The organism is Klebsiella sp. M041, assembly GCF_059759695.1.
Genome location: NZ_JCAXWU010000018.1, coordinates 37072 through 63505, shown reverse-complemented (window position 1 = coordinate 63505; position 26434 = coordinate 37072). Strand labels below are relative to the sequence as shown.

The 26434-nt window shown below is 58.2% G+C and carries 27 protein-coding genes and 2 pseudogenes; 15 read left to right on the top strand and 14 right to left on the bottom strand.

Annotated elements, in window-relative coordinates; translation table 11 throughout:
• Positions 1-75 precede the first annotated feature (75 nt).
• Positions 76-915: a MurR/RpiR family transcriptional regulator HpxU gene (gene hpxU, locus AC6CWS_RS21165; protein WP_065883693.1), complete on the bottom strand. Its 840-nt coding sequence runs from the start codon at positions 913-915 to the stop codon at positions 76-78.
• Positions 916-1094: 179 nt separating this feature from the next.
• On the opposite strand from hpxU, the gene hpxW reads away from it, so the two are divergent.
• From hpxW to AC6CWS_RS21140, 5 genes are all read left to right on the top strand, one after another.
• Positions 1095-2681, top strand: coding sequence for an oxamate amidohydrolase (gene hpxW, locus AC6CWS_RS21160; protein ID WP_065883691.1), 1587 nt, complete (start codon positions 1095-1097; stop codon positions 2679-2681).
• 10 nt (positions 2682-2691) lie between these two features.
• A complete protein-coding gene (hpxX, locus tag AC6CWS_RS21155) occupies positions 2692-2877 on the top strand; it encodes an oxalurate catabolism protein HpxX (RefSeq protein ID WP_023289758.1) in 186 nt (61 codons plus the stop codon).
• Positions 2874-4271, top strand: a complete 1398-nt coding sequence (locus AC6CWS_RS21150) for an AtzE family amidohydrolase (protein WP_065883690.1) — start codon at positions 2874-2876, stop codon at positions 4269-4271. Before hpxX ends, AC6CWS_RS21150 begins: the two co-directional genes overlap by 4 nt.
• Positions 4268-4654: an oxalurate catabolism protein HpxZ gene (gene hpxZ / locus AC6CWS_RS21145; protein ID WP_065883687.1), complete on the top strand. Its 387-nt coding sequence runs from the start codon at positions 4268-4270 to the stop codon at positions 4652-4654. Before AC6CWS_RS21150 ends, hpxZ begins: the two co-directional genes overlap by 4 nt.
• 85 nt (positions 4655-4739) lie before the next feature.
• The gene (locus tag AC6CWS_RS21140) at positions 4740-5162 is read left to right on the top strand and encodes a GNAT family N-acetyltransferase (RefSeq protein WP_065883686.1); all 423 of its coding nucleotides are present in this window, start codon (positions 4740-4742) and stop codon (positions 5160-5162) included.
• A 37-nt stretch (positions 5163-5199) separates the two neighbouring features.
• Here AC6CWS_RS21140 and asd read toward each other — a convergent pair whose 3' ends face one another.
• Positions 5200-6318 (bottom strand): aspartate-semialdehyde dehydrogenase, encoded by a 1119-nt coding sequence (asd, locus tag AC6CWS_RS21135; RefSeq protein ID WP_065883684.1) that lies wholly within the window; start codon positions 6316-6318, stop codon positions 5200-5202.
• A 323-nt stretch (positions 6319-6641) separates the two neighbouring features.
• Between asd and AC6CWS_RS21130 the strand changes: the two genes are divergently transcribed.
• From AC6CWS_RS21130 to fabF, 3 genes and pseudogenes are all read left to right on the top strand, one after another.
• A complete protein-coding gene (locus AC6CWS_RS21130; RefSeq protein WP_080901592.1) occupies positions 6642-7199 on the top strand; it encodes a winged helix-turn-helix transcriptional regulator in 558 nt (185 codons plus the stop codon).
• 11 nt (positions 7200-7210) lie between these two features.
• Positions 7211-7405 (top strand): annotated as a pseudogene (locus AC6CWS_RS21125) (DHA2 family efflux MFS transporter permease subunit); the annotation flags it as partial.
• A gap of 19 nt (positions 7406-7424) precedes the next feature.
• Positions 7425-8699 (top strand): beta-ketoacyl-ACP synthase II, encoded by a 1275-nt coding sequence (fabF, locus tag AC6CWS_RS21120; RefSeq protein ID WP_065883680.1) that lies wholly within the window; start codon positions 7425-7427, stop codon positions 8697-8699.
• A gap of 248 nt (positions 8700-8947) precedes the next feature.
• Here the strand turns inward: fabF and AC6CWS_RS21115 are convergent, their stop codons facing one another.
• Positions 8948-9439: a DMT family transporter gene (locus tag AC6CWS_RS21115; RefSeq protein WP_065883678.1), complete on the bottom strand. Its 492-nt coding sequence runs from the start codon at positions 9437-9439 to the stop codon at positions 8948-8950.
• Positions 9440-9448: 9 nt separating this feature from the next.
• The gene (locus AC6CWS_RS21110; RefSeq protein WP_065883727.1) at positions 9449-9883 is read right to left on the bottom strand and encodes a DMT family transporter; all 435 of its coding nucleotides are present in this window, start codon (positions 9881-9883) and stop codon (positions 9449-9451) included.
• 99 nt (positions 9884-9982) lie between these two features.
• Between AC6CWS_RS21110 and AC6CWS_RS21105 the strand changes: the two genes are divergently transcribed.
• Both AC6CWS_RS21105 and AC6CWS_RS21100 read left to right on the top strand, forming a co-directional pair.
• On the top strand, positions 9983-10918 hold the full coding sequence (locus AC6CWS_RS21105; protein WP_065883676.1) for a LysR family transcriptional regulator: 936 nt from the start codon (positions 9983-9985) through the stop codon (positions 10916-10918).
• 251 nt (positions 10919-11169) lie between these two features.
• The gene (locus tag AC6CWS_RS21100) at positions 11170-11526 is read left to right on the top strand and encodes an ASCH domain-containing protein (protein ID WP_074442678.1); all 357 of its coding nucleotides are present in this window, start codon (positions 11170-11172) and stop codon (positions 11524-11526) included.
• 635 nt (positions 11527-12161) lie between these two features.
• Here the strand turns inward: AC6CWS_RS21100 and AC6CWS_RS21095 are convergent.
• Positions 12162-12962 carry an AraC family transcriptional regulator gene (locus tag AC6CWS_RS21095; RefSeq protein ID WP_175393105.1) on the bottom strand — a complete coding sequence of 267 codons (801 nt, stop codon included), beginning with the start codon at positions 12960-12962 and terminating at the stop codon, positions 12162-12164.
• 92 nt (positions 12963-13054) lie between these two features.
• On the opposite strand from AC6CWS_RS21095, the gene AC6CWS_RS21090 reads away from it, so the two are divergent.
• Positions 13055-13780, top strand: coding sequence for a type 1 glutamine amidotransferase (locus AC6CWS_RS21090; RefSeq protein ID WP_065883671.1), 726 nt, complete (start codon positions 13055-13057; stop codon positions 13778-13780).
• 132 nt (positions 13781-13912) lie between these two features.
• Here the strand turns inward: AC6CWS_RS21090 and AC6CWS_RS21085 are convergent.
• The 4 genes and pseudogenes from AC6CWS_RS21085 to AC6CWS_RS21070 all read right to left on the bottom strand — a co-directional run.
• Positions 13913-14197, bottom strand: a pseudogene (locus tag AC6CWS_RS21085) (LysE family translocator); the annotation flags it as partial.
• A complete protein-coding gene (locus tag AC6CWS_RS21080) occupies positions 14191-14811 on the bottom strand; it encodes a histidine phosphatase family protein (protein WP_074442677.1) in 621 nt (206 codons plus the stop codon). The gene AC6CWS_RS21080 and the pseudogene AC6CWS_RS21085, both read right to left, overlap by 7 nt.
• Positions 14812-14954: 143 nt before the next feature.
• On the bottom strand, positions 14955-15179 hold the full coding sequence (locus AC6CWS_RS21075; RefSeq protein WP_065883669.1) for a hypothetical protein: 225 nt from the start codon (positions 15177-15179) through the stop codon (positions 14955-14957).
• A gap of 205 nt (positions 15180-15384) precedes the next feature.
• Positions 15385-16152 carry an AraC family transcriptional regulator gene (locus AC6CWS_RS21070; protein WP_065883665.1) on the bottom strand — a complete coding sequence of 256 codons (768 nt, stop codon included), beginning with the start codon at positions 16150-16152 and terminating at the stop codon, positions 15385-15387.
• A 109-nt stretch (positions 16153-16261) separates the two neighbouring features.
• On the opposite strand from AC6CWS_RS21070, the gene AC6CWS_RS21065 reads away from it, so the two are divergent.
• Positions 16262-17053: a sulfite exporter TauE/SafE family protein gene (locus tag AC6CWS_RS21065; RefSeq protein ID WP_032452938.1), complete on the top strand. Its 792-nt coding sequence runs from the start codon at positions 16262-16264 to the stop codon at positions 17051-17053.
• Between the two features lie 87 nt (positions 17054-17140).
• Here AC6CWS_RS21065 and puuE read toward each other — a convergent pair whose 3' ends face one another.
• The 3 genes from puuE to AC6CWS_RS21050 are packed head-to-tail and all read right to left on the bottom strand — an operon-like array spanning position 17141 to position 19545.
• Positions 17141-18073 carry an allantoinase PuuE gene (gene puuE / locus AC6CWS_RS21060; RefSeq protein WP_004202535.1) on the bottom strand — a complete coding sequence of 311 codons (933 nt, stop codon included), beginning with the start codon at positions 18071-18073 and terminating at the stop codon, positions 17141-17143.
• Between the two features lie 12 nt (positions 18074-18085).
• The gene (hpxA, locus tag AC6CWS_RS21055; RefSeq protein WP_044523385.1) at positions 18086-18829 is read right to left on the bottom strand and encodes an allantoin racemase; all 744 of its coding nucleotides are present in this window, start codon (positions 18827-18829) and stop codon (positions 18086-18088) included.
• The gene (locus AC6CWS_RS21050; protein WP_002905523.1) at positions 18829-19545 is read right to left on the bottom strand and encodes a GntR family transcriptional regulator; all 717 of its coding nucleotides are present in this window, start codon (positions 19543-19545) and stop codon (positions 18829-18831) included. The genes hpxA and AC6CWS_RS21050 overlap by 1 nt, the downstream gene beginning before the upstream one ends.
• Before the next feature lie 145 nt (positions 19546-19690).
• Between AC6CWS_RS21050 and AC6CWS_RS21045 the strand changes: the two genes are divergently transcribed.
• Together AC6CWS_RS21045 and guaD are read left to right on the top strand one after the other, a co-directional pair.
• The gene (locus AC6CWS_RS21045; protein ID WP_050534083.1) at positions 19691-21187 is read left to right on the top strand and encodes an NCS1 family nucleobase:cation symporter-1; all 1497 of its coding nucleotides are present in this window, start codon (positions 19691-19693) and stop codon (positions 21185-21187) included.
• A 101-nt stretch (positions 21188-21288) separates the two neighbouring features.
• Complete coding sequence (gene guaD / locus AC6CWS_RS21040) at positions 21289-22599, top strand: guanine deaminase (RefSeq protein ID WP_065883663.1); 1311 nt, start codon at positions 21289-21291, stop codon at positions 22597-22599.
• Between the two features lie 64 nt (positions 22600-22663).
• Here the strand turns inward: guaD and AC6CWS_RS21035 are convergent, their stop codons facing one another.
• Positions 22664-23605, bottom strand: coding sequence for a hypothetical protein (locus AC6CWS_RS21035; RefSeq protein ID WP_065883661.1), 942 nt, complete (start codon positions 23603-23605; stop codon positions 22664-22666).
• Between the two features lie 89 nt (positions 23606-23694).
• Positions 23695-24951 carry a sensor domain-containing diguanylate cyclase gene (locus AC6CWS_RS21030; RefSeq protein WP_032452941.1) on the bottom strand — a complete coding sequence of 419 codons (1257 nt, stop codon included), beginning with the start codon at positions 24949-24951 and terminating at the stop codon, positions 23695-23697.
• Positions 24952-25347: 396 nt separating this feature from the next.
• Between AC6CWS_RS21030 and AC6CWS_RS21025 the strand changes: the two genes are divergently transcribed.
• Positions 25348-26388 carry a LacI family DNA-binding transcriptional regulator gene (locus tag AC6CWS_RS21025; RefSeq protein ID WP_032429163.1) on the top strand — a complete coding sequence of 347 codons (1041 nt, stop codon included), beginning with the start codon at positions 25348-25350 and terminating at the stop codon, positions 26386-26388.
• Positions 26389-26434: the final 46 nt, after the last annotated feature.

Genomic DNA, 26434 nt, shown 5'->3' with positions numbered 1-26434 from the left:
AGAGTAGAAATCGACGGCGCCAGAACGCGGAACCAAATGCACCATATTGATGCACAGCACCACGCTGGCGCCCCATCAGCGTTGTTCCAGCTCGTCCAGCTGCTGATAAAGCGTAGCGATATCGTGGATCCGCGGACGACCGCTGTCGAGCGTTTCATGCAGAAAGGCATTGGCCAGCAGATTGATCAGACTGTTGACCGAGGCATAGCTGTCGTAAGCCGAGACGCTGTCCAGCGGCGCGCAGAGCTGCCAGCGGGAGAGCGGGAACAGGCTGTGGGCCTGCGGCTCGCACATTAACAGAACCGGCACCCCGTCGCGCTGCAGCTGCAGCAGCAGCGGGCGTACGATCCGCGGCCGCCGGCGAAACGCCATCATCACCACCAGGTCATCGGCGGTCAGGTCGACCAGCTCTTCGCTGAGGCTCTGCCCCGGCTGGGGCAGCACCAGCACCTGACCGCGAGCCTGCAGCAGCTGCTGGCGCAGGTGTAGCGCCGCCGGATAGGCATTGCGCATGCCAATCACCACAATGCGGCGCGCGGCCACCATCGCCGTCAGCGCCTCGGCGAACTGGTGAGCGTCAAGAGCATTGACCCATTGGGTGAGGTTCGCCATCTCCTGCTTATAATGACGCGCCAGCAGCGTGTTACCCTGCACCGCGTCGCGCTGGTCGGTCAGCGGCATTCCGCTCTGGCGCAGGGTGCGCAGTTCATCGCGCATGTCCTTATATTTGTCATAGCCCAGGCGCTTGAACAGCCGGCTGACGGTGGCTTTCGACACGCCGCTCAGCTGCGCCAGCTCGGCGCTGTTGTAGCTTATCAGGTCATCAAAGTGGTCAAAGATGAAATCCGCCACCCGCTGCTCCTGCGGCGACAGCGAGGCATATTGCCCTTTCAGTCGTTCATCGAGTTGTTGCATAGCGCCCCTGTAACTTTCGTTTCATCATCCATCCCTCATCATACTGTATCTGCTATGCCTTACACATAGCGTGCCAGCGGGAAAATTCCGGTCATTGTTTTTATCAATGAAACGAAACGTTCAGAGATGGAACAGCTTTTGCAGTGTTCTGCGGGTGATTCGTTCAGAAAGGATAATTTATGCACAGCAGCAACGTTTCGACCCACGGCATGGCGGTCGCTCCCCACCACCTCGCCAGCCAGAGCGCGCTGGCCATCCTGCGCGAGGGCGGCAGCGCCATTGAAGCGATGGTGGCTGCCGCCGCGGCCATCGCCGTCGTCTATCCGCACATGAACGGCCTGGGCGGGGATGGTTTCTGGCTGATCGTGCCTCCCGGGGGGGATCCCATCGCCATTGACGCCAGCGGTGCGGCCGGCTCGCTGGCCACCCTCGAGGCCTATGCCGGTCAGCGGCATATCCCCCACCGGGGGCCGCAGGCTGCGCTGACCGTCGCCGGCACCGTCAGCGGCTGGGACGAGGCGCTGCGAATTTCACGGGACTTAACCGGCCGCGCGCTGCCGGTGGCGCGCCTGCTGGCCGATGCTATCGGTTATGCCGAAGACGGCATTCCGGTCACCGCCTCGCAGGCCCATGCCACCTCCAGCAAACTGGAAGAGCTGCGCCACCAGCCGGGCTTCAGCGAAACCTGGCTGGCGGCGGGCGAGCCCCCCCGGGCCGGCAGCCGCTTTCGCCAGCCCGCCCTCGCCGGAACCCTGCGCATGCTGGCCAGCGACGGTCTCGACAGTTTCTATCGCGGCCCGCTGGCCGAACGTCTTGCCCAGGGGATGGCCGCGCTGGGGATGCCCGTCACCCTCGGCGACCTGCAGGCCCACCGCGCCCGGCGCCCGGCGCCGCTCAGCCTTCAGCACCGGCAGGGCACGCTGTGGAACCTCGCCCCGCCGACGCAGGGGCTGGTGTCGCTGGCGATCCTCGGCATCACTGACCGTCTGAACATGGCCGACGCCGACGAGGCGCAAACGGTGCATCGCATCGTCGAAGCCACCAAGCGGGCGTTTGCCCTGCGCGATGCGCATATCACCGATCCGCGCCATCTGGATGTCGACGTTCAGCAACTGCTGACTCCGGAGGCGCTGCAGCCGCTGGCCGACAGCATCGACGACGCCAGCGCTTCGCCCTGGGGCGGCGGCAAAGGCCCGGGCGATACCGTCTGGATGGGCGTCGTGGATAACAGCGGCCTGGCGGTGTCATTCATTCAGAGCATCTATCACGAGTTTGGCAGCGGCGTGGTGATCCCGGACACCGGGATCGTCTGGCAAAACCGCGGGGCGGCCTTCAGCCTCGATCCGCAGCATCTTCTGGCGCTGGCGCCAGGCAAACAGCCGTTCCATACCCTCAACCCCGCCGCGGCGCGCCTGAACGATGGCCGGGTGATGGTCTATGGCTCGATGGGCGGCGACGGTCAGCCGCAGACCCAGGCGGCGCTGTTTACCCGCTATATCCTGCAGGGGGCGCCGCTGCAGGAGAGCATCTCCCGGCCGCGCTGGCTGCTGGGCCGCACCTGGGGCCAGTCCTCGGATTCACTGAAGCTGGAGGGACGCTTTGCCCCCGCCTGCATCGCTCGCCTGCGCGAGCTGGGGCACGAGGTGGAAGTGCTGGCCGATTTCAGCGAGGCGATGGGCCACGCCGGGGCCATCGTCCGCCATCCCAACGGCCTGCTTGAAGGGGCTACCGATCCACGCAGCAACGGCGCCGCCGCCGGATACTAAGGAGCAGACCATGACCACACAGCCAGACTGGAGCGAGTATCTGACGCAGATGACCCACCTGTTGCGCCTGGAGCTGGATGCACCGCGCCGTGAGGAGCTGGAGCGCCAGTTTGCCCGCATCGCCGCCATGGCGCAGCCGCTGATGGACTATCCCCTCGGGCCGCGCGACGACATTGCGGGGGTGTATAAAGCATGACACTTCACCATTTCACCATCGCCGAGATCCAGCGTGCGCTGCACGAGGGCGAACTGAGCGCCCGGGAGATCGCCCGCCAGACGCTGGACGATATCGCCCGCGTGAATCCGCAGATCAACGCCTGGACCGAGGTCACCGCCCAGCGCATGCTGGCGGAGGCCGACAGCATCGACGCCCTGCGCCGGGAAAAGCGCCCCCTGCCGCCGCTGGCGGGCATTCCCTACGCGGTGAAAAATCTGTTTGATGTCGCCGGGCACACCACCCTCGCCGGAGCGGAACTGCTGAGCGACCGGCCGCCGGCAGCCAGCGACAGCTGGGCGGTGCGCCAGCTGCACAGCGCCGGCGCCCTGCTCAGCGGGATGCTCAATATGGACGCCTACGCCTATGGCTTCACCACCGAAAACAGCCACTATGGCGCGACGCATAACCCGCACGATCTGTCGCGGATCGCCGGCGGATCTTCCGGCGGTTCGGCCGCGGCGGTGGCGGCCGGGCTGGTCCATTTCAGCCTCGGCAGCGATACCAACGGATCGATCCGCGTCCCCGCGTCGCTGTGCGGGATCTTTGGCCTGAAACCCACTTTCGGCCGCCTCTCCCGCTCCGGCAGCCATCCGTTTGTCGCCAGTCTGGATCATATTGGTCCCTTTGCCCGCCGGGTGGCCGACCTCGCCGCGGTGTATGACGCTCTGCAGGGGCGCGACCCGGCCGATGACTTTCAGGCCGATAAAGCCAGCGAGCGCACCGGCAACCTGCTGGAGCGCGGGCTGGAGGGTCTGCGCTGCGCGCGGCTGGGGGGCTATTTCACCACCTGGTGCGATGACGACGCCCGGGCGGCCGTGGATCGGGTCGCCCACGCGCTGGGCGCCGACAGCGAGCTGCAGTTCGCGGATGCCGCCCTGGCCCGCTCGGCGGCCTTTATCATCAGCGCCAGCGAAGGCGGCAATCAGTATCTGCCGGATCTTCGCCACTCGCCCGAGCGCTTTGAGCCTCACTCCCGCGAGCGGCTGCTGGCCGGGGCGATGATCCCCTCCGCATGGTATCTGCAGGCCCAGCGCTTTCGCCGCCATGCCCGTCAGGCGATGAAATCCCTGTTCAGTCAGGCCGATGTGCTGATCGCCCCGGCCACCCCATGCAGCGCCACGCCGATTGGCGCCGAGGAGATGGTGATTAACGGCCAGCCGCTGCCGGTGCGCGCCAGCATGGGAATGCTGACGCAACCGATCTCCTTCCTCGGGCTGCCGGTGGTGACCGTGCCCCTGCGTACCGCCAGCGGCAAGCCGATTGGCCTGCAGCTGATTGCCGCGCCGTTTAACGAACAAGCCTGTCTTCGCGCCGCGCGGGCGCTGGAAGCGATGGGCATTACCGATGCCCGAGTGGCGGAGAGTGCAGCATGATCAATCTGGACAATATAGACCGCCCGGCGATCCTCGCCGAGGTGACGGCGGCGTTTTATCAGTATGAAGAGGCGCTGGTCAGCAATAACATCGAGGCGCTGGATGCGCTGTTCTGGCACGACCCGCGCACCGTGCGGCTGGGGGCCGGTGAGAATCTGTATGGCATCGAGGCGATCCGCGCCTTTCGCGCCGCCCGCCCCGCCGCCGGTCTGGCCCGCGATCTGCGCCATACCACCATCACCACCTTTGGCGCGGACATGGCGGTGTGCAGCACCGAGTTCACCCGCGAAGGCAGCGTCCGCCCTGGACGCCAGCAGCAGACGTGGGTGCGCTTTCCCTATGGCTGGCGGATTGTCGCCGCCCAGGTCAGTCTGATGGACTGAGTGGCGTATACGGGAGCGGACCGGAGAATAAGGTATCCACCGGCCCGCTTCCGGTCCGGTAACACGCTATTTGGAGTCGAAGACCATGGTGTTCATCAGAGCGGCTGAATCAAAAGATATCCCCTCGCTGAAAACGCTATTTCTGCAGCTGGGCTATCAGACGGAGACGGCGATCTTAGAACAACGCATCACTGCCCCGCAGAGTATGATGAGTGCGCTGGTGGCGGAAACAGAAAACGCCGTGTGTGGCGTAATCGTTATCAATTTTATTTTACCGGTACATGAGAACCGTTTACGGGCATTAATTTCCGCGCTGGTCATCGAGGAATCGTCACGTGGATCAGGGATAGGCCAGCAACTTCTCCATGCCGCAGAGCGCCTCGCCCGCGATAAACAATGCGCTCAGATCGAACTTTCAAGCAGTGAAAAAAGAATCAGAGCGCATCAATTTTATGAAAATAACGGCTACAAGGAGGTCCGCAAACGCTTCGTTAAACATTTGTCTTAACCGCCTGCGCGCGAGGGCTTTCCCCGGATGACCGTAACTATATTTTGCCCAGCAGGATATTTAACATGCGGCGCAGGGGTTCCGCCGCACCCCACAGTAGCTGATCGCCAACCGTCAACACCGAGTAGATCGGGTCATTATTTAGCGACATTTTCTTGTAGCGGCCAATACCCACCTGCAGCGAACCGCTAATAGCAGCCGGGGTCAGTTTACTGACACTCTCTGGCTTATTATTGGGGATATAGTTTACCCACGGATGGGAATGGGTCACTAACTCTGCGAATTCCGTTTCACTGACCTCACGTTTAAGTTTAAGGGTAATGGCAGCGCTGTGGCAGCGGATCACGCCGACCCGAATACATAAACCATTAACCGGGATGGTGCCGGGCGCAAGGCCAAGTATTTTATTGGTTTCCGCCTCCCCCTTCCATTCTTCGCGGCTATTTCCATCGCCTAAATCGCTGTCGATCCATGGAATAATGCTGCCCATCAGCGGGACGCCAAAATGCTCCACCGGCATGCCGGCGCTATTAATCAGCTCACTCACTTTATTGACTAAAGGCAGCCCGGAACCTGATGCCGCCAGTTCATCAGCGGACAAATGCTGGCTGATATACGCGCTTTGCGCGATCAATTCCCGCACCTGCTTAGCGCCCGCCCCGGAGGCAGACTGATAGGTCATGACGCTCATCCATTCGATCAGATCAGCCTTGATCAGCCCGGCCAGCCCCATCAGGCTCAGCGTAATGGAGCAGTTGCCGCCGACAAACAGTTTCACTCCCGCTTTCACCGCACGATCGATATTATCGCGATTGACCGGGTCGAGAATAATGCAGGCGTTCTCATCCATTCGCAGCGCCGAAGCGGCGTCGATCCAGTACCCTTGCCAGCCCGAGTGAATTAACGCCGGATAGATGGCTTTGGTATAATCCCCGCCCTGACAGGTTATAATAATATCCATTTCGGCGAGGGCGCTCAGGGAATTCGCATCTTTCAGTCTGTCGCTTTTACCATTAATAACCGGGCCCGCGGCACCCGCACTGGAGGTACTAAAAAAATGCGCTGAAATATCGTCGAAATCATTCTCTTCGATCATTCTCTGCAACAATACTGAGCCAACCATGCCCCGCCAGCCAACAATACCCACCTGCTTCATTTATTTAACCTTAAAAAGTTAAGAGAATATTAATTTGTGTTCGCCATACCTTATATCGTATCCCCCAATAAAGGTCATTACCCACCACATCGATTTTTATGATTATTAAAATGTTTCATCTGCCATCAGCGGTTTTTATCTCTTATTACGGTAAAGCAGAAATAAGCAGGCGGCGGAGACTGTCCCGCTTTCGCCATTCAAAGGAAGAAATGATGTAGCGGAACGCGAGCGGCTGCTCCCCTGACAGTTATCAAGAGTAACTTGCATTTTGATAGTGACTATGTCAATTTGCTGGCAACAGCCACCTGCTCCCTGGACCGCCCATGAAAAATGAACCGCTTTGCCACGCTCCCTGCCCCATCGCCCGTAGCCTGGGCCGCATCGGCGACAGCTGGAGCATCATGATCCTGCGCGACGCCTTTGCGGGCTTTACCCGCTTCGACGAATTTCAGAAAAGCAGCAACGTCGCGCCCAATATTCTGTCGCGCCGCCTGAAGGCGCTGGTCGACGACGGGCTGCTGGAGAAGGTCTGCTATAGCAGCACGCCGCCGCGCTACGAATACCACCTCACCCCGCGCGGCCGCGATTTCCGCATGGTGCTGCTGGCGCTGGCGGAATGGGGTAATCGCCACTTCGCTCCCGAAGGCCGTCAGATGCAGCTGGTGGAAACCGCTACCCAGCGCCGGGTGGAGCCAGTCATGGTGGATAAAGCGACCGGGGAAGAGATTATTCCGGGTAAATACGCCATGGTGCCGGGCCCCGCCGCCTCGCCGCTGATGAAATATCGTCATGAATATCTGCTGCGCAAACGCGAAGGCGATAGCGGGCAAAAATTCCAGCCTGAACCTTACAGAGATGCCGGCAATGAATCCGGCCAGTAAGAAAGCGTCCTCGTTCTGGCGGCCATCTGAATAACGCCAGGATGTTGCGCGGCAAACTTCGCCACGCGGGGATCTCGCCGGATGCCGCGCTGGCGCGGCGGGAGGCGCGAACCCAGGCATTTTCCGATGCGTTCTACCTCATCATGATTGGTTTTTTGCCTGCCGCGCAGCTGGTTCCCTTGATGAAAAAGCCGCCGGCACACTGATACTACAGGAGAGTTAACTATGGGCGTTTCCGTTAAACGCATTGTCGTCACCGGGATGGGGATTGTCAGCCCGCTGGGCTGCGGCGTACAGCATGTCTGGCAGTCGCTGCTGGCAGGAAAGTCAGGGATCACCCGACTCAGCGAGCAGCTGGTCGCGGATATTCCCTGCAAAGTGGCCGGCCAGGTGCCGTCCATTGAAAGCGATCCGCTGCACGGCTTCGACCCGCAGGCGACCATCCCGGCGAAAGAGCGCAAAAAGATGGATCGCTTTATCGAGTTTGCGCTGGTCGCCGCCCGTGAAGCGCTGACCCAGGCCGGCTGGTCGCCAGCATCTGCGGCCGAACAGGAACGTACCGCCACGGTGATCGCCACCGGGATCGGCGGCTTCAGCGAGATCGCCAATGCGGTACATACCACCGATGAACGCGGGCCGCGTCGCCTCTCGCCGTTCACTATCCCCTCTTTTCTGGCCAACCTGGCCGCCGGGCATGTGTCCATCGCCCACGGCTTCCGGGGCCCCATCGGCGCGCCGGTCACCGCCTGCGCGGCGGGCGCCCAGGCCATTGGCGATGCGGCGCGGATGATCCGCAGCGGCGAGGCGGATATTGCCCTCTGCGGCGGCACGGAAGCGGCAATTCATCGCGTTAGCCTGGCCGGGTTTGCCGCGGCAAGGGCGCTCTCCAGCGCCTCCAACGACCAGCCGGAAGCCGCTTCCCGCCCCTTTGACCGCGACCGCGATGGATTTGTGATGGGAGAAGGCGCCGGGCTTATCGTGATCGAGTCGCTGGAGCACGCGCTGGCGCGCGGCGCCACGCCGCTGGCCGAGCTGGTGGGCTACGGCACCAGCGCAGATGCTTATCACCTGACCGCGGGCCCGGAAGACGGTAACGGCGCGCGTCGGGCCATGGAAACCGCCCTTCGCCAGGCCGGAGTGACCGCTGAAGAGGTTGACCATATTAACGCCCACGCCACCTCGACCCAGGTCGGCGATAAAGGCGAGCTGGCGGCGATTAAAACGCTGTTTGGCGCCCATCCCGTCGCCATTACCTCGACGAAATCCGCCACCGGCCATCTGTTAGGCGCGGCAGGCGGGATTGAGGCCATCTTCACCATTCAGGCGCTGCGTGACCAGGTGGTGCCGCCGACGCTGAACCTGCATCACCCCGATGAAGAGGCGGCAGGTCTTAACCTGGTGGCGCTGGAGGCCCGCCCGCAGAAGATGCGCTATGCGCTGTCGAACGGTTTTGGCTTTGGCGGGGTTAACGCCAGCCTGCTGCTGAAACGCTGGGAATAATCGTCAACTCCCCCGCCGGCGCGGGCTGGCGGGGGAGCCATACGCTGTCGCTGGCATCACTTGTCCACCCTGCTCCTGTGTTCTCTGCTGAAGCTGAAAAATTCGCTACCACCGCTGAAGCCGGGTGAGCGGCCCCTTTCTCTTAAGGTCAAAAAATGGGAGCCACTGACGCGTTGCTGCGAAAACGGGTGCGTTAGGGTTTTGGCGTCCTGTAGACCAAAACCGATGTTAATGACGAAGACCTGAGCTTATGTGTTAGCGTTTTCCTGCTGCCTAGGGGGTGTCGCCGTTGCGGCTTTTGACCTGCTGCTGGCGTAAATGAAGAACAGCGCGATACCCAGGCAGACAATGGCGCCGATTCGGCTCAGCGAGAATGGAATCGACGCATTGCCCAGCCAGCCGAAGTTATCGATCAGCATGCTCATGGTTAACTGGCCAAAAATGACGGCGACCGTAGCCACTGCAGCGCCAATACGCTGGACGGCCAGTACCATAATGACGATATACGGTACGCCAAACATTGCGCCCAGCAGTTGCCATTTAGGCACATCCATCAGCGTCAGGGTGTGTTTGGGTTCGAAGAAGAAGATCAGCAATCCCGTCACCAGCGCGCCGACAGAAAATGTCAGGAACGCGCTTTTGAATACGCCGACCTTGCTGCCCAGCTGGCTATTGATAGCCGCCTGGATACTCAGCATGGCGCCACCGGCGACGGCGAGAAGAATCATGATAGTTGTCATAACGTTCCTTTACCCCTGGGCAACCATAACCAGCGCTGCAATGATAAAAATCAGCGCAATGATACGTTTACTGTCAATTTTCCTGTGCGACGTACCGAGCAGGCCGAAGTGATCAATCATCAGGCTCTTGAACACCTGGCCTGCCAGAATGCCGATCATCGTCATGGCGATGCCGATTGCCGGCGTTACCACGGTCAGGATGATGACGTAGATCGGCCCAAGCACGCCGCCAAGCAGCTGCCACGCTGGTTGCGCAAAGAATGACGGGCTGTTGCGCGGGCTGAAAAAAAGCATCAGCAAAAAGGTCAGTGCCGCACCGACGCCGAATATGCTAAAGGTAGCCCAGAGGTCACCGACCTCCCCACCCAGTGGCCCGAGCAATCCTGCCTCTATGGACAGTCCCATGCCTCCGGCAATGACGATAAAAATCAATATGAGTTGCATAGCAATCAGTCTCCCAAAGTCCAGGCGGAGAAGATTACGACTTAACATGGATGAGAAAAATGCCATAATGAGATAAACACTTGTGCAGGATATGCATTAATGAATGAGCTCGGGAACATCAGTATTCGCGCCCTGCTGATTTTTATAGAGGTTTATGAGACGCAGAATTTCTCTGTGGTAGCCCGGCGGGAAGGGATATCTGCCTCTCAGGTTTCGCGCGTCATCCATCAGATGGAGGATGTGCTCGGGCAGCAGCTTTTTTACCGCAATACCCGGGCGATAATCCCGACGGAAAGCGGCCATCTTTTTATCCGCTATGCGCGAGCGATGACTGGCAGCATGGAGGAGGCGCGGCGGGAACTCAACGAGAGAACGCTTGAGCCTTCCGGAATGGTGCGCATAAACGCACCGGTGTTCTTCGGACAGCGCCATGTCGCCCCCGCGTTACCCGGCCTGACGGCGCGATATCCGAAGCTCAGCATTGAGCTTACCCTGACTGATGATTACATCGATCCGCACCGCGAGCCGGCTGACGTAATTTTCCGCATTGGCGTGCTGACGGATTCCGCATTTCATGCGCGCGTGTTTGGCCAGCAGTTCTATCATCTTGCCGCGTCACCGGATTACATCCGCCGGCACGGCATGTTGGGATCACCCGAAGAGCTGGCGCGGCATAAATGCCTGGTCTATCGCGGTTCGTCAGGACCAAACCAATGGCTGCTGCGCAGGCACGGAGAGGAATGGGTGCACTACCCCGTCTCGCCCCTGATGTCATCGAATAATGCTGAAACTCTGCTGATTGCCGCACTCGGGGGGATGGGGATTGTGCTGTTTCCTGACTGGCTGATTGGAGACCGGCTGAAGCGCGGCGAGCTTGTCGAACTGCTGCCGGAGCTGGATACGTCCATAAAAACGGAGCCACAGCATATCGCAGCAATCTATCCGAATGCCCGCCACCCTCCTCTGAACGTTCGGGCGATTATCGATTACTACCTGGACGCGTTTGGTTCACCGCTTTACTGGCAGTCTGAATAAGACAGGCGATGTTATTGCCCGTCCTGAAGTTAATTTCCGTTTCTGGCACAGAGCCAACGAGTTAAATGCCCTTGAGGTCCGTTTTGAGCGAAGACCGGACGACGCTATCTAAAGAAGGGTATCGCTGATAATGTCAGGACCGCTCAGGTTAAAAAAGGTATAACTTTCTTTTCATTGACGATAACGAAGGAATTTTCATGGTTGAGGTTGAGGAAATAAAAAGGAAATATCCGGGCGCAGGGGCCTGGCAAATGGGTGACAGTCCGGAACTGGCAAGCGAGCTTGCGGAGCTGATTAAAAAAGGGATCAAAACGGCTTCTTGCGGATCTTTTGCCTCTTATCAGCAGGAAGAGTCTGCCCCGAGGATTGGGGATTATAACATTATTCTTGATGGCCAGAATGTTCCAGTTTGCGTGATCAGACTGGTTTCGATGCAGCTGGTGCGTTTTTGTGATGTGACTGAAGCGTTCGCCCGCAAAGAGGGTGAAGGCGATTTAAGCCTTGAATACTGGCAGCAAGAGCATCAGCGTTTTTTCATTCGTGAAGGTCATTTTTCTGAGGATATGGAGTTGATCGCAGAAGAGTTTGAAGTGGTTGAGGTGCTGTGAGACAAGGTTAACGGGCTGACGTTTTATCAATCGCCTTTGATAACAATATTCGATGCTGGCGCGAAGCGGAAAAGCTATCGAGCAAAAGGTCTGCAGTGCGCGAAATGCGAAGTTGGCAATCGCTCTCATTGCTGATGACAGTCGCATCCGTGGCAGGAAAGTAGGCATTGTCACTCAATCTATCCCCAGGCTACAGGTTCACCAATATAAGTGTGCGTGCAGCAACGGCAAGTCACCTTAACGTCATTTATCGTAATTGAAGGGTTTACCTGCTGCAGAATTCCCTTCTCATCAACATACAGGCCCGGGTAAAAACTGCTTTCGCCTATGCAGACTAGGTCAATACGCATAGCGCAATCTCGTGCATCCTTTCTTTTGTGGGTCAGTAGCCCTTTTCGGACCTGGATTCAATAATGTGTGGCTCTATAAAAAACGGCCATGCTTAAAGGCTGTCTCATTCTGCTCATATAATGGCAGCCTAGTTGAACCGCCCTCCCACAACCATCACTAAATACTGGGATAAATATCATTCTCTTCCCCAGGGATTTTACGGTGATTCTGTTCCTCGCAGATGGCTCCCCGTGCAACATATCCGAACGGCTGCGATGAGCAAAAAACGGATATGGTTTCCCGGTTTAAGGCACAAAATCGCGCGGCGTTGAATCAAGAATGGAACGAAAAGCAGCGGTAAATGCCGCCGGGCATGAGAAACCAAGCTGGTAAGCGACCTGTTTGATTGGAACGCCGTTCGCGAGAAGATCCAACGACGCATAAATTCTGGCTCTCTGCTTCCATGTTCGAAAACTAAAGCCTGTATCCTTCATAAACAATCGGGAAAAGGTCCGTTCCGACATGGCCGACATAAAAGCCAGCTCGCTCAACGATGCTTCCCAGCGCTGATTGACCAGTAGCGATCTGGCCGCGCTGAATAATCGCTCATCATTCGGCATGGGAAGCGCCATCGTTAACGGTGGCGCCTCGCTGAGAATTTCCAGAAGCAACAACGCTATCTTCCGTTGAATCGGTCTGGCGTAGTCCTCACTGAACAGCCCTGCGATAAGTTCTTTGACTAACGGCGTAGCCGTGATCACATGCACCTGTTGACTCTTCGTAAAGCTCATACATTCTGCGATAAGGCTACTGCTGAAATAGATCGCCCTGAGATCGGTTTGTGAAAGCAGATGGTAACTATGGATATGCAGAGGCGGTAGCCATAATGCCCGCTGAGGAGGGATCACCCAACGGTCACTCTCTGTTTGCACCAGCATCACCCCTCTGGTGGCGAAGAGTAGCTGCCCCTCAACATGATGATGGGGAGGATCTACCTCACCACGTTGATAGCTTATCGCAGTACTGGACCAGCCTGTGGCTTCATCATGTCTTGGCGCTTTATCTATACTACCTGGCATTTCAGATTTAGCCCCTGCATTTATCATATCGAAACTGGAACCACCCGGAGTAGAGCCTTAGGCAATGGGTGCGTGACTTATCATTCTGATCGTCAAAGATATTACAGGAGCTTAACCTCATGCGTGTACACTTTATCGTACATGAAAGTTTTGAAGCCCCGGGCGCATATGAAACCTGGGCAATAAACCAAGGTCATGATGTAACTTACTCACGCGTCTATGCAGGTGATCGGCTACCTGCTGACGCCGAAGGCATCGATTTTCTTATCGTGATGGGCGGTCCGCAAGATCCGGACACAACGCTTGAAGCGTGCCCGCACTTTAATGCTAAAGCGGAACAGGCGCTGATTGCTTCCGCGGTTAAAACCGGTAAGGCGGTGATCGGTATCTGCCTCGGTTCACAGCTCATTGGTGAAGCGCTGGGCGCGCCGTTCTCTCATAGCCCGGAAAAAGAGATTGGTAAATTCCCGATCACATTGACCGAAGACGGCAGAAAGGATGAGATGTTCTCTCACTTTGGGAAAACACTGGCAGTGGGTCACTGGCATAACGACATGCCAGGCTTGACGCCGGCGGCCAAAATTATCGCTTACAGCGAAGGCTGTCCCCGGCAGATCGTTGCCTATTCAGACTGCGTCTTTGGTTTCCAGTGCCATATGGAGCTCACATTGGACGTTGTAGAACGGCTGATCGCCCATTCTGAGAAAGACCTGAGCCGTGCAGCAGACTACCGTTTCGTTGACACGCCTGAAGCGCTCCGGGCCCACGATTACAGTGAAATGAATCAAGCGCTTTTTGGCTTTCTGGATAAGCTGGAAGCACGTTACAACGCCGCTGAAGCATAATGTCATGCCCGGTGAGCTTGCCATCGGGTTGAGATTGACATGTCCGCTCCTTGCACAGAGCGGACGAACCAACTGAGGTTACGTTTCAGTCTGAACGAGAAGCGGACAGCGGGTTTACCGGTTGTGTATACCTTAACGGGCGGATGTCGATACTATGCCGGCCCCGCTAAACATCATGCGGATGACAACGCCTGTACACCGCTCCTGCCATTGGATAACGCCCGGGTGTTTAGGACCGTTTACAAACATTCCTGATGCCATCGCGACTGAACCCAGGGAAACCATTCCAGCCCGCTTTTGAATACTCCCCAGAACAGGCAATTGCAACCAGACCGGACCCGCGACGGGAACGACAAACTGAGGAAGAACAGCAAACATGAATAGCAGGAATTTGGGGTAAGTCAGACTGTTCAATCCAGGTGACGTAAATGTGTCGCGATCCCCCATCTAAGGGCGGAACACCTTCCATTAACCAGCTCGAAAACGGAGTAACTCGCGTTGGGTTGCGCATACCTGTGAAAATCATCCACAGCTCCGCTTGTTAGCATCGCAAGCACGCCCTGAATGACCTGCCCGTGAGACACAAGACATATTGTTCGATGATGATGTTTTTTTTCCAGATTGGATAAAAAATGCATAATTCGCTGCGAAGCATGTGAGAGAGACTCCCCCCCTGGCGGACAATACTCTGCATCAAGGTTGAATAACGCTTCTGCGGCGTCTGGATTATTCTGCAGGAGCTCTACGCTTGTCATGCCCTCAAACTGACCAAAAGCCTGTTCTTTCAGAGCTGGTTCAGCTATCAGTGAACAATAAAAACTCTCCGCCAGGCGCTGTCCCATTTGCCAGGCCCGGCCAAGCGGAGAAGCGTAAACACATTCTACCCGGTAATCACTCGCTACAAACGCTGCCAGCAAGGCTGCTGTTTGACGCTCCCCACGAAGCGTCAAGGCGCTATCACTGTGTCCCTGAATAATACCTTTTACATTCCACTCTGTTTCCGCGTGTCGAACCAGTATTACTTGCATCATTGAAGGGTCACATATGCTGTTGTTTAAAATGTTACAAACTAAAAACACCCCGTTTATATGCTGGCAAGTTCTCAGCTCTCAACGAAAAACAGGAACACGTGTCGCTGACACGGATTATGTTCAGTCGCCCCTGCCGGCGGCCTCTATCTCAGTAAAACCTGAATCAGCTGTACGAAGATATACACTCCCGCTACCACTTGTATGATCCGAAAACCCCATCTGAAATAACGCCATTGATAACGTTCTCTGGCATCAGCCGCTTCAATGGCAGGATCATAACGTTTTCTTTTCCTGGTTCTGAATGTATCGAATACCCACAGGACGAGAATGAAGATGATGATGACTTTTTCAAAGATTAGATGGTTCACAAAGAGAGATTCCGGTCTTCTCATGGTTACAGGCAGAATAGATAAACCGCATCGAGGTAGCCACCACTAAATGTTGGGGTACCTGAAGACGCAAGCCAGGCATACCAGGATTGTCTATCTTATGACTGCGTTAACGCATAGCAACGCCATATAAAGTGACATTCATTTCCGACCCATGCTGCCGGGAGCCCCCTTCCCCGACGCATCAGGCTGGGTGATAAAACGATGGCGGCTGCCCGGTCACGCGGCGGAACATGGTGGCGAAAGAGGACGCATTGTCGTATCCAAGAGATAATGCCACTTCGTTCACCGGTTTCCCTGCTATCAACCATGCCATGGCACTCACCACACAGGCTCGCTGTCGCCAGGCGGAAAATGACAGGCCCAGCTGCTTCAGGAAATGGCGGCGAAAGGTACTAGGACTCATAAACAGCGCCCTGGCCCAGCGCGCCGCAGGATCATGGATAGAGGGGTTAAGCAAAAAAGCCTGACAAAGCGCCAGCAGCGCCGGATGCTGCGGCAACGGAATGTCAAATTCGCGGACCGGCATGGCAGCCAGTTCCAGCAACATCAACTGTATCAGCATACGATCGCGTGGGCTGTCGTACAACGGTGGCAAATCCACAGCCTCAAGCAGTAGCTGGCGCAACAGCGGCGAGACGCTGATCACTTCGCAACGACGGTGTTTAATGAAAGCGGTCACATAATCTGGCTCAATATATAAGCTACGCGTGGTCACCCCCACAAATCTGACGGCGTGCACAGTTTCAGGAGGGATCCAGACAGCATGTTGCGGAGGAACCACCCATTCTCCGTCCTGAGTGGTGACATACATCAGTCCGGTCGCGCCATACAGTAGCTGTGCGCGACGATGCTGGTGCGGTGGCAGGATAAACCCTTGCGCATAGTCATTACCTAACGCCACCACTTCGCGATCGAGCCGATCGACTTCGTCAATTTTTACGTTGCGCACACCTGCCTCCCTTTGACCGATTTACAAAGGTAATTGAGCGCTACGCAAATGGGAAGCCGTACGCGACCGGTATAAGCTGCTCGCTCATTTTCAGGTCGGGGATACTCTCTTGAATGAGATCGTTATTATTGCGCTGGCTGGCTTTACGACCGGCATTACCACAGTCCTGTTCGGCTTCGGGGGCGGCTTTGTGGTGGTGCCATTTGTCTATCAACTGATGCTTCGGCAGCCGGAACTCACGGGAAACGCCATGCATGTCGCGGTGGCTACCTCAACGGCGGTGATGATATTTAACGCCGGCTGGGTCAGCTATCGAAACTGGCGGGCTGGCAAGCTTGCCGCGCAGACGCTGTTCCCGTTGTTATGGTTTATTGCCATTGGGGCGGTGGTCGGCTCATGTCTGGCAGGGATATTGAGCGAGAAGATCGTTCGCGCGCTGTTTATTCTCTATATGCTGGCAACCATCAGCGATTGTTTGTTGCGCAAAGGTTTTTTCACGGGCAGCGCTCGGCGTCGCCTGTCCCTGCCAGTGGTCACTGGCGGCGGTATGGTTATCGGCATGATTGCCGCATTGCTGGGCGTGGGTGGCAGCGTCATGACGGTGCCCCTGCTACGGCGACACGGGTATGCGATGCAGGAGTGCGTTAGCGCATCCAACCCGCTTTCTTTGCCCGTGGCGCTATGCGGGGCTGTGACCTATGCCGTCATTGGCTGGCACAGCATTCCGCTGAACGGATTTCTTGGGTTTATCAGCCTGAAAATTTTGGTCCTGCTCGTCCTGACCGGCTGGGCCGGGATAATGTTTAGCCGCCGGGCTATCCCTGCAGTACCAGATGTATGGTATGCACGCATCTATGTGCTGCTGTTGTGCCTGGTACTCCTCGCCATGCTTATTCAATAATCAAAATACATCCTGGTGAACCGGTTCAACAGACGCGTTCGGGCGATGCCCTCTCCCTGGGGAGAGGGCCTGGTGAGTGGCAGCAAGCTACCCGCGATACGGATGGACCTCGCGCCAGTGGTCGGCGATCTGCTGCCGGGTGCAGACCCATACCTTGTCGTGCTGCTGGATATAGTCAAGGAAACGCTGCAGCGCGCGGAAACGGCCAGGACGTCCCAGCAACCGGCAGTGCATCCCCACGGACATCATCTTCGGCGCGGTTTCCCCCTCGGCGTACAGCACGTCAAAGCTGTCTTTCAGGTAGGTATAAAACTGCTCCGCGGTGTTGAACCCCTGGGCGGTGGCAAAGCGCATGTCGTTGGCGTCGAGGGTGTAAGGCACGATCAGGTGCGGTCGGCGGCTGCCGTCGCTGCAGGCCACTTCGCTCCAGAAAGGTAAATCATCGCCGTAATAATCGCTGTCGTAGTCAAAGCCGCCGTGCTCCACCACCAGCTGGCGGGTGTTGGGGCTATCGCGGCCGGTATACCAGCCGGTGGGCGGCTTGCCGAACAGATCGGTCAGCACCTGCACCGCTTTGTGCAGATGCTCGCGCTCCTCGGCGATATCCATGTGCTGATAGTGGATCCAGCGCCAGCCGTGGCTGACCACATCGTAATCCGCGGCCTTGATTGCCGCCACAATCTCCGGATGCCGCGCCAGCGCCATCGCCACGCCGAAGACCGTCAGCGGCAGCCCGCGCTGGCTAAACTCGCGATGGATGCGCCAGAACCCGGCCCGACTGCCGTATTCATAGAGCGAGTCCATCGACATATGGCGCGCCGGGTAGCTGGCGGCGCCGATAATATCGGACAGGAACTGTTCCGAACCCGCATCGCCATGCAGGACGTGGTTCTCAGCGCCTTCCTCATAGTTAAGGACGAACTGCACCGCGATCCGCGCCCCGCCCGGCCAGCGCGCGTGCGGCGGCTGCCCTGCATAACCTCGCAGATCGCGAGGATAGTGTTCCTGGTTCTCAACCATCACCTGCCCCTTTTAAAATGGATTTAACGACTGAAACTGTCCGCTTAACGCTTTTTTCTCCGGGAACGCTAAGTCCCCGTGCTTGCTGGTCGCCAGCCCCAGCGCGACCAGCGACTCGACCATCTTCACCGCCGCGCTGACGCCGTCGATCACCGGCACCCGCAGCTCGCGGGTCAGCTCCTGCGCCAGCGTCGCCATCCCGCCGCAGCCAAGGACAATCGCCCCGCTGCCGTCCTCGTTCAGCGCGCGGATGCAGCGCTCACGCACTTTCTCCTGCGCCAGGCCGCTGCCGTCTTCCAGCGCCAGCACCGGTAAATCAATGGCGTGCAGCGCCGCGCAATGTTGATGAAATCCGTACTGGTGCAGCAAATGGCGGGCGATGATCAGCGTGCGCGGCAGCGTGGTCACAATGGAGAACCGGGTGGCGACCATCGTCGCCATATGCATCGCCGCTTCCGCAATGCCGATCACCGGCCCCTGAGCCAGCTCGCGCGCCGCCAGCAGCCCCGGGTCGCCGAAGCAGGCGATCACATGCCCATCCACCCCCTGCTCGCGTCCGGCCCTGATCTGCTCCAGCACGCCGACCGCCGCGATGGCTTCGTCAAAGTGGCCCTCTATTGACGGCACGCCGGCGCGGGGACAGACCGCAAGGATCTCGGTGCCCGGCGCGGCGACCGCACGCGCGGCGGCGCCTATCGTTTCGGTCATCGCCAGGCTGGTGTTGGGGTTGATCACTTGTATACAAACGGAAGACATCACGACTCCTTGTGGCCGGCGAACAGCCGGGAAAAATCGGGCAGACTGACGCCATCGCGCTCGAAGCACAGGCTGGCGACAATATGATCAAAATGGTGCATCAACGCCTCGCTAAGCGGCTGCAGGGCTTTATCCCGCAGCAAACCGACCAGCTGCTGGTGATCGTCGCAACGGCAGCCCTGGCGCCAGGGTGCGCCCCAGGCGGCAATCACTAACGAGGAGCGCTGGCTGAGGCGGGTCACCATCTCGGTGAGTACCGGGTTGCCGGAGATAGCCTGCAGCTGAATATGAAAGTCAGCGGAGTGGCGGATCGCCGCCGGGCCGTCGTGCGCCTCATGGGCCTGCTGTTCACGCTGGATAATGTTCTCCAGCGCCGCCAGATGCGGCGGCTGACAGCGCGCGATCACATCGGGCAGATTAGCGACCTCAAGCAGCGCCCGGGTGCGAAAGATCGCCTGGGACTCTTCCACGCTCGGGCTGGTGACGTGTGCACCACGTTTGGGCGTTAACGTGACCAGTTGCACAGCGGCGAGTCGTTGCAGCACCTTTCTGATGCCGGTGCGGCTCACGGCGAACACTTCCGCCAGCGCCTCTTCCGGCAGTTTACTGCCCGGCGGCAGCTGATGTTCGACGATAGCCGTCATCAGCGCCTGGTAAATGCTTTCGTCCTTATCCTGCAGCGCTGGCGCGGCCTGGAGACGATGTTCATTATTCATTAACCCACTCCGGTTTCACTTATCGATAGCAGATCGTATACATAAAATTTATTTTTTGTATACAAGATTCATCATTCTGGCCTGGATCCTGCAATAGCCTCAGCAATCCATATCAAAAGGGTTTTCATTCAGAGGAGCAGGTTTCATGCCACATTCATCCCACACGCAGCAGACGAAGACTCACGAGGCGGCCGCCGGCTACAGTCCGCGGCTATGTAATGACGATCTGGCGCCCACCCGCGACCAGAACTGGAGCTGGTACAATATCTTTTCATTCTGGATGTCGGACGTGCACAGCATGGGCGGCTACGTGGTGGCGGCAAGCTTCTTTACGCTTGGGCTGGCCAGCTGGCAGGTTCTGCTCTGCCTGCTGGTGGGCATCTGTATTGTACAGCTGTGCGCTAACCTGGTGGCGAAGCCCAGCCAGATGGCCGGAGTGCCTTACGCGGTGATCTGTCGCCAGGCGTTCGGCGTCTTCGGCGCCAATATCCCGGCGGTGATCCGCGGGCTGATCGCCTTCGCCTGGTACGGTATTCAGACCTATCTGGCGGCAAACGCCCTGATGCTGGTCCTGCTCAAGTTCTGGCCCTCCCTTGCCTCGCTGACCGGCAGCAGTTTCCTCGGGCTGTCGACGCTCGGCTGGCTGTGCTTCGCCACCATGTGGCTGCTGCAGGCGATGGTTTTCTGGCACGGCATGAACGCCATCAAGCGTTTTATCGACATCGCCGGTCCGGCGGTCTATGTGGTGATGCTGGCCCTGGCGGGCTGGATTGTATACAAGACCGGTCTCGACGGGATCTCCTTTACCCTCGCCAGCAAATCCCTGAGCGCCGGAGAGCAGACCTGGCAGATGATCACCGCCACGGCCCTGGTCGTCTCCTACTTCTCCGGGCCGCTGCTTAACTTCGGCGACTTTTCCCGCTACGGCAAAAGCATGGGCGAGATCCGCCGCGGCAACCGCTGGGGTCTGCCGTTTAACTTCCTGCTGTTCTCGGTGGTCACCGTGGTGATTGTCTCCGGCACCCAGTCGCTGTTCGGCAAAATGATCACCGACCCGATTGAAACCGTCAGCCGCGTGGGCAACGATCTGGCGGTGGCCATCGGCCTGCTGACCATGATCACCGCCACCATCGGCATCAATATCGTGGCTAACTTTGTCTCGCCGGCCTTCGATTTTTCCAACTGCGCGCCGCAGAAAATCAGCTTCCGCGCCGGCGGGATGATCGCCGCGGTGGGGTCGATACTTCTGACGCCGTGGAACCTGTTTAACTCACCGGAACTGATCCACTATACCCTCGACGTGCTGGGCGCCTTTATTGGCCCGCTGTTTGGCATCCTGATCGCCGACTTCTATTTGATCAAACGCGGCCGGGTGTCGGTAGACGACCTGTTTGACGATACGCCGAAGGGTAAATACTGGTACCGCAACGGCTTTAACCCGAAAGCCATTGCCGCCCTGCTGCCGTCGGTGGGCCTGGGGCTGATTATCAGCTTTATTCCGGCCCTGCACGAAGTGGCGAACTTCAGCTGGTTTATCGGCGTCTTCCTCGGCGCGACCACCTACCGCTGGCTGGCTCGCGACGAGCGTGAAGTGGAGGCGAAAGCCGCCTTCCGCTCCGGCGCGGTGGCGCAAAAAGAGTAACCTTCCCCTTCTGCCGCGGCGACTGGCCGCGGCAGGCTGCAAACTGGCACCAATCTTGCTGTTTATCACTATTCCCTGAGCGTTAAAAGAAGGCAGGTTCGATGATGGATTACCAGACCGCGGTGCGCGGTGCATTTTTTGATATCGCCGGCGTGGCGGAGACGCCGGATGAGGTAGCCGCCCAGGCCCGCTATCTCAATGATGGCCTGTTGTTCTTGCAGGACGGGAAAATTGTTACGCTGCTGCCATGGCAGGAGGGTGAAGCCTTTCTGCATCCGCTGAAGGGCTATGTTGACCTGCGGGGTAAGCTGCTGTTGCCGGGGTTCGTCGATGCCCATGTCCACTATCCGCAGACCGAAATGATCGGCGCCTTTGGCGAACAGCTGCTGGAGTGGCTTACCACTTACACCTTCCCGGTGGAGAGCCAGTTTGCCGACGCGGAGTATGCCCAGGAGATAGCGCAGTTTTTTGTCAATCAGCTGATTAGCCATGGCACCACCACCGCGCTGGTGTTTTGTACCCTGCATCCGGCCTCGGTGGAGGCGTTGTTCAGCGAAGCGCTGCGCCTCAATATGCGCCTGATCGCCGGAAAAGTGATGATGGATCGCCATGTGCCCGACTATCTGTGCGAAACCGCCGGGGAAAGCTACGAGCAGACCCGGGCGCTGATCCGCCGCTGGCATCAGCGCGGCAGGCTGGGGTATGCCATCACCCCGCGCTTTGCCCCCACCTCGACGCCGGCGTTGCTGGAGGCGGTGCAGCGTCTGCGGGCCGAGTTTCCCGATACCTGGCTGCAGACGCATCTCAGTGAAAACCGGGAGGAGATCGCCTGGGTTAAACAGCTGTGGCCGGAGCATGCACGTTATCTGGATGTCTATCATCATTACCAGCTCACCGGCGAACGCAGCGTATTTGCGCACGGGATCCATCTTGATGATGCCGAGTGGCAGTGCCTGTATGACACCGGGTCCGCCGTTGCCTTCTGTCCGACCTCGAATCTGTTCCTCGGCAGCGGGCTGTTCCGCCTGCCCGCCTGCTGGCAGCACCGGGTGCGGATGGGCATCGGCAGCGACGTCGGGGCCGGGACCACCTTCAGCATGCTGCGAACGCTGGGTGAGGCCTACAAGGTAGGACAACTACAGAGCTATCGCCTGCGCGCCAGCGAGGCCTTCTATCACGCCACTCTCGGCGGGGCGCGCGCCCTGCGGCTGGAAGAGAAGATTGGCAATTTTCAGCCGGGCAAAGAGGCCGACTTTGTGGTCATTGACCCGGCGGTCACTCCGCTGCAGCGTCTGCGGATGGGCCGCTGCCATGATATTTATGAGCAGCTGTTCGTACTGATGACCCTGGGCGATGAGCGCAATATCAGCGAGACGTGGGTGAACGGCGAGCGGGTGTGGTGTCAGGATTGACCCTCGCCCTGGTCCTCTCCAAAAGGGAGAAGGCGCTGGCCGGCGGCGGCTGGGTTAATGGCATTCAAAAACTCATCGCCAGGCCGACGCCATAGCCCGTGGTGTTATTGCCGAACATATAGCGCGCCACCAGCCGGGTACGGGTGATAAAGACCGGGTATTTACTGCTGTCCAGTTCGAGACCAACCCCCAGGGAGGTCAAACCGGTAAAACCCAGCGCCCCTCGCTGGTCGCCGATAAATTCAGTATGCGCGCCCTCCAGCACGTAGCGCAACGGGTTGCCCAGCAGCGTCCAGTCAGCGATTGGCGCGCGGCGGCGCAGATACAGGCCGAGATTCTCCGCGCTGGCTTCGCCCTGCACCACCTCGCCGCTGCTGCCGAAACTTTGCAGACGCATATAGGAGTAACGCAGTTCGGCATCAATATCCTGGGTGGCGGAGAAGCGTTCATAATCCAGCATCAGCGCCCCGCCCAGCCCCCAGGCGTTGAAGCGTCCGCCGTCAAGAAACTGCAGATCGGCGTTGGTTTTTCGCTCTATGACCCAGCGGCCAAGGCGTACATCGCTGGCCAGGGTGCCGAGCATCACATTGACGATCGGCCGCAGCACCAGGTTACCTCCGAGGCTGTCCCGGTGCAGCGAAAAATCCCAGCCGACGCCGCCGGTGGTGGTCAGACTGTTCCATTTGGTCGGCACATTCCGCGTCTGTTGGCCATTGCTGACGACGAATCGCGGGTCGTAACGGCTGTAGCCCATTGTGCCTTCGAGGTAAAGAGGAAACGACTCGCTCAGGGTGGCCCCGCCGCCAAACTGGGTGATGGTCAGGTTGTGTTTATCGTTGCTCCCGGAACCGATGTTGAGATCGCTGGCGGTCACGTCGGGAACCACGGTATAACTCATCAAGGTCAATACCGCATCGGCACGTTGTTTAATCGCGTGCCCGTCCGCCGCCAGCGTCGTCGGCGCAGAAAGAGAGACTACCGACAGCAGAACGAGAAGACGCACCATACGTTGTTTGCCACCTCAAACACAGGCTAATCTTATTACCACCCGTTACAGCAGGCTGGCTCATCCTCAGTATAGTCGGCGAGCGCGAATCAGGCTGCGCCACCGCTATTGCGCAACAGTTCCGCACTGTCAAAAGGCATGCGCGTTACCCGGTTGCGCCCGTCATTTTTCGCCGCGTACAGCGCTTTATCGACGCGGTAAAACAGCTGATCAATCGCTTCGCCATCATGATGCTCGGCGACGCCAATGCTGACGGTGACCGACAGCGTCTGATATTCGCTGACCGCCTGGCGGATCGCCTCCGCCACCATCAGCGCGCGGGCGATCGGCGAATGGGGCAAAAAGAGCAGAAACTCCTCGCCTCCCCAGCGATATATCTTATCTTCACGGTCCACCGAGGTTTCCAGAATGCGGGAGATCACCAGCAGAACTTCATCGCCTTTTTGATGACCGTGAATATCATTAATACTCTTGAAATGATCGATATCGATTAACAACAGACAAAAACCATGGGCGATAAACGACGGCGCGTCGACGAGCCGGTAAAATTCGCGACGATTTAACAGTCCGGTTAAGGGATCGTGGGCGGCGGAAAATTCCAGCTCTTTTTTCAGATGCACTTCTTCAGTGATATCGTGAATGATGCATAACATCAGCCGGATATTATACAGCACCACCGGCCCGGCATAGGTTTGAACATGGCGCAGCGAACCGTCAGCCAGAATATGAGTAAAATTAAGCGGCTTATGCCCGCCGGGCATATTGGCAATATTATTCATAATGGGGATCACATCCCGGCCCAGGGTATTAATTTGCCAGGTATGTTTGGTGCGCATTTCCTCATCGGAATAATGATAAAAGCGCAGCGCGGCAATATTGGCATCGACAATCCGGCCCTCTTTCTGAGGATCGATCAACAGCATCGGTGCGGTATTGGTCATAAAAAAGCGGGCAAAAAAGCCATTGTTCCGCCGCTGGTAGCGGCGGGAGCCGGTATGAATCGACTGATTTTGCGCGAGCAGCTTCACCGCTTCGAATAACAGTAAGGTGCCGCTGTCCTCGGTCTCCACCAGGGTGGTTTTACAATATACCGACTGCAACCCTTTGGCGGTCTGCAGCGTCCAGACTTCAAATATCTCAGTCATGGCGTCGAGATAGCGCAAATAATGCTGCAGCTGCGTTTCCGGGCAGGTGGAATAGATACCGTTGCGCATCTCATTCAGCGACATATCGCCGCTCAGCGTCCGGGAAGCCTGATTGGCATAGACCACACACTCTGTAAAAGGATGGACTACCCAGATCGGGGTGCTTAATACATCAAAAACAGCCAGTTCTTTTAATAACATACAGGCCCCAAACCGACCCACTCCCGGCGCGGAACGGCACATCATTCAGTGCAGCCCTGACGCTGGCATAAAGTGATAGCAAAAATAATCGAGTAACCGTCATTACGCGCGTGCGCGGCAAGTATAGTCGGTTCCTGGCCCAGCGACGCCCACCCGGAGCGACTTTGCGCACGGTTTAACCGACAGAGGAGACACTGCCTTTATTATTAATTTTATTTCAATAGCATAGCAGCAATGCCAGAACGGGTAGTCGCTTTTGATCACAGACTGTGTATACCCGTCACACTTTACGCTGCAGGGGTGCAGGCTTGTGCCGTGGCACGCAGATGGCCGTTGTTCTGCTCAGCGTTACCATGATAGTTTCTATCATAACGCTCATTTTCAATGGTCATCACAGTGAAAAAATCCGCCAGCAAAATCACGCTTACCGACATTGCGCGCGAAGCCAACGTCGGCGTGGCCACCGTCGACCGGGTACTCAACAAACGCGCGGCGGTGAAAGAATCTACCGCGTACCGCGTGCTGGAGGCCGCCCGGCGGCTGGGGTTTACCCTCGAACAGCCGCACTATCGCCTGGCCGCCGGCAAAGCGCCGGTTACCGTCAGGATGGGCTTTATTCTGCTGCAGGAGACCCACTCCTTCTACCTGCCGCTGGCGAGGGCGCTCGCAAGAGAGGCCGCGCCGTGGCTGCCGGCGGGCGAGACGCCGACGATCCTGCATTTTGCCATTGATGCGGTGGAAGCGATGGCCCAGGCCATTCACCGGCTCAGCGATGAGGTGGAGGTGCTCGGCCTGGTGGCGCTGGATCACCCGCTGATTCGCCATGCGGTGGGCCGGGCCGCCGCCCGCGGTGTTCGCGTATTCACCCTGCTTTCGGATCTGTCGGTTCCCCAGCGCAGCGGCTATATCGGCCTCGATAACCAAAAAGCCGGGCGCACCGCCGCATGGTTTATCGACCGTTTATGCCGTGGCGAAGGCGAAATAGCCATTATCATTGGCGATAATCGTTTTACCTGTCAGGAAAGCTGTGAGATCAGCTTCCGCTCCTGTCTGCGCGAGCAGGGTAAAGGGCAGCAGATCCTTGAGCCGGTTCGCAGCCATGAACGGGCGGATGTCGCCAGAAGCGTAACGGAACAGCTGCTCAGCCAGTACCCGGCCCTGCAGGCGATCTATGCTCCCTGCGGCGGCATTGAAGGGATTGTCGGGGCGCTGCGCGACAGCGGCCGCCAGCAGGCCGTCACCCTGGTCTGCCATGGCCCGCTAAGCGACAGTGAACTGGCCCTGATCGATGGCACCATCGATGTCATTCTCAACCACCGGCTGGATGACTTTGCCGCCGCCACCCTTCGCGCCATGACGGAAGCCGTTTCGCGGCCGCCCAGCGAAGTGATTTCGCACCCTCAGCCTTTCGATATCATCACCAAAGAAAATATGTAAACGCCCGCCCCGTCGCCGACGGGGCGGCCTCACGCCTGGACCACGC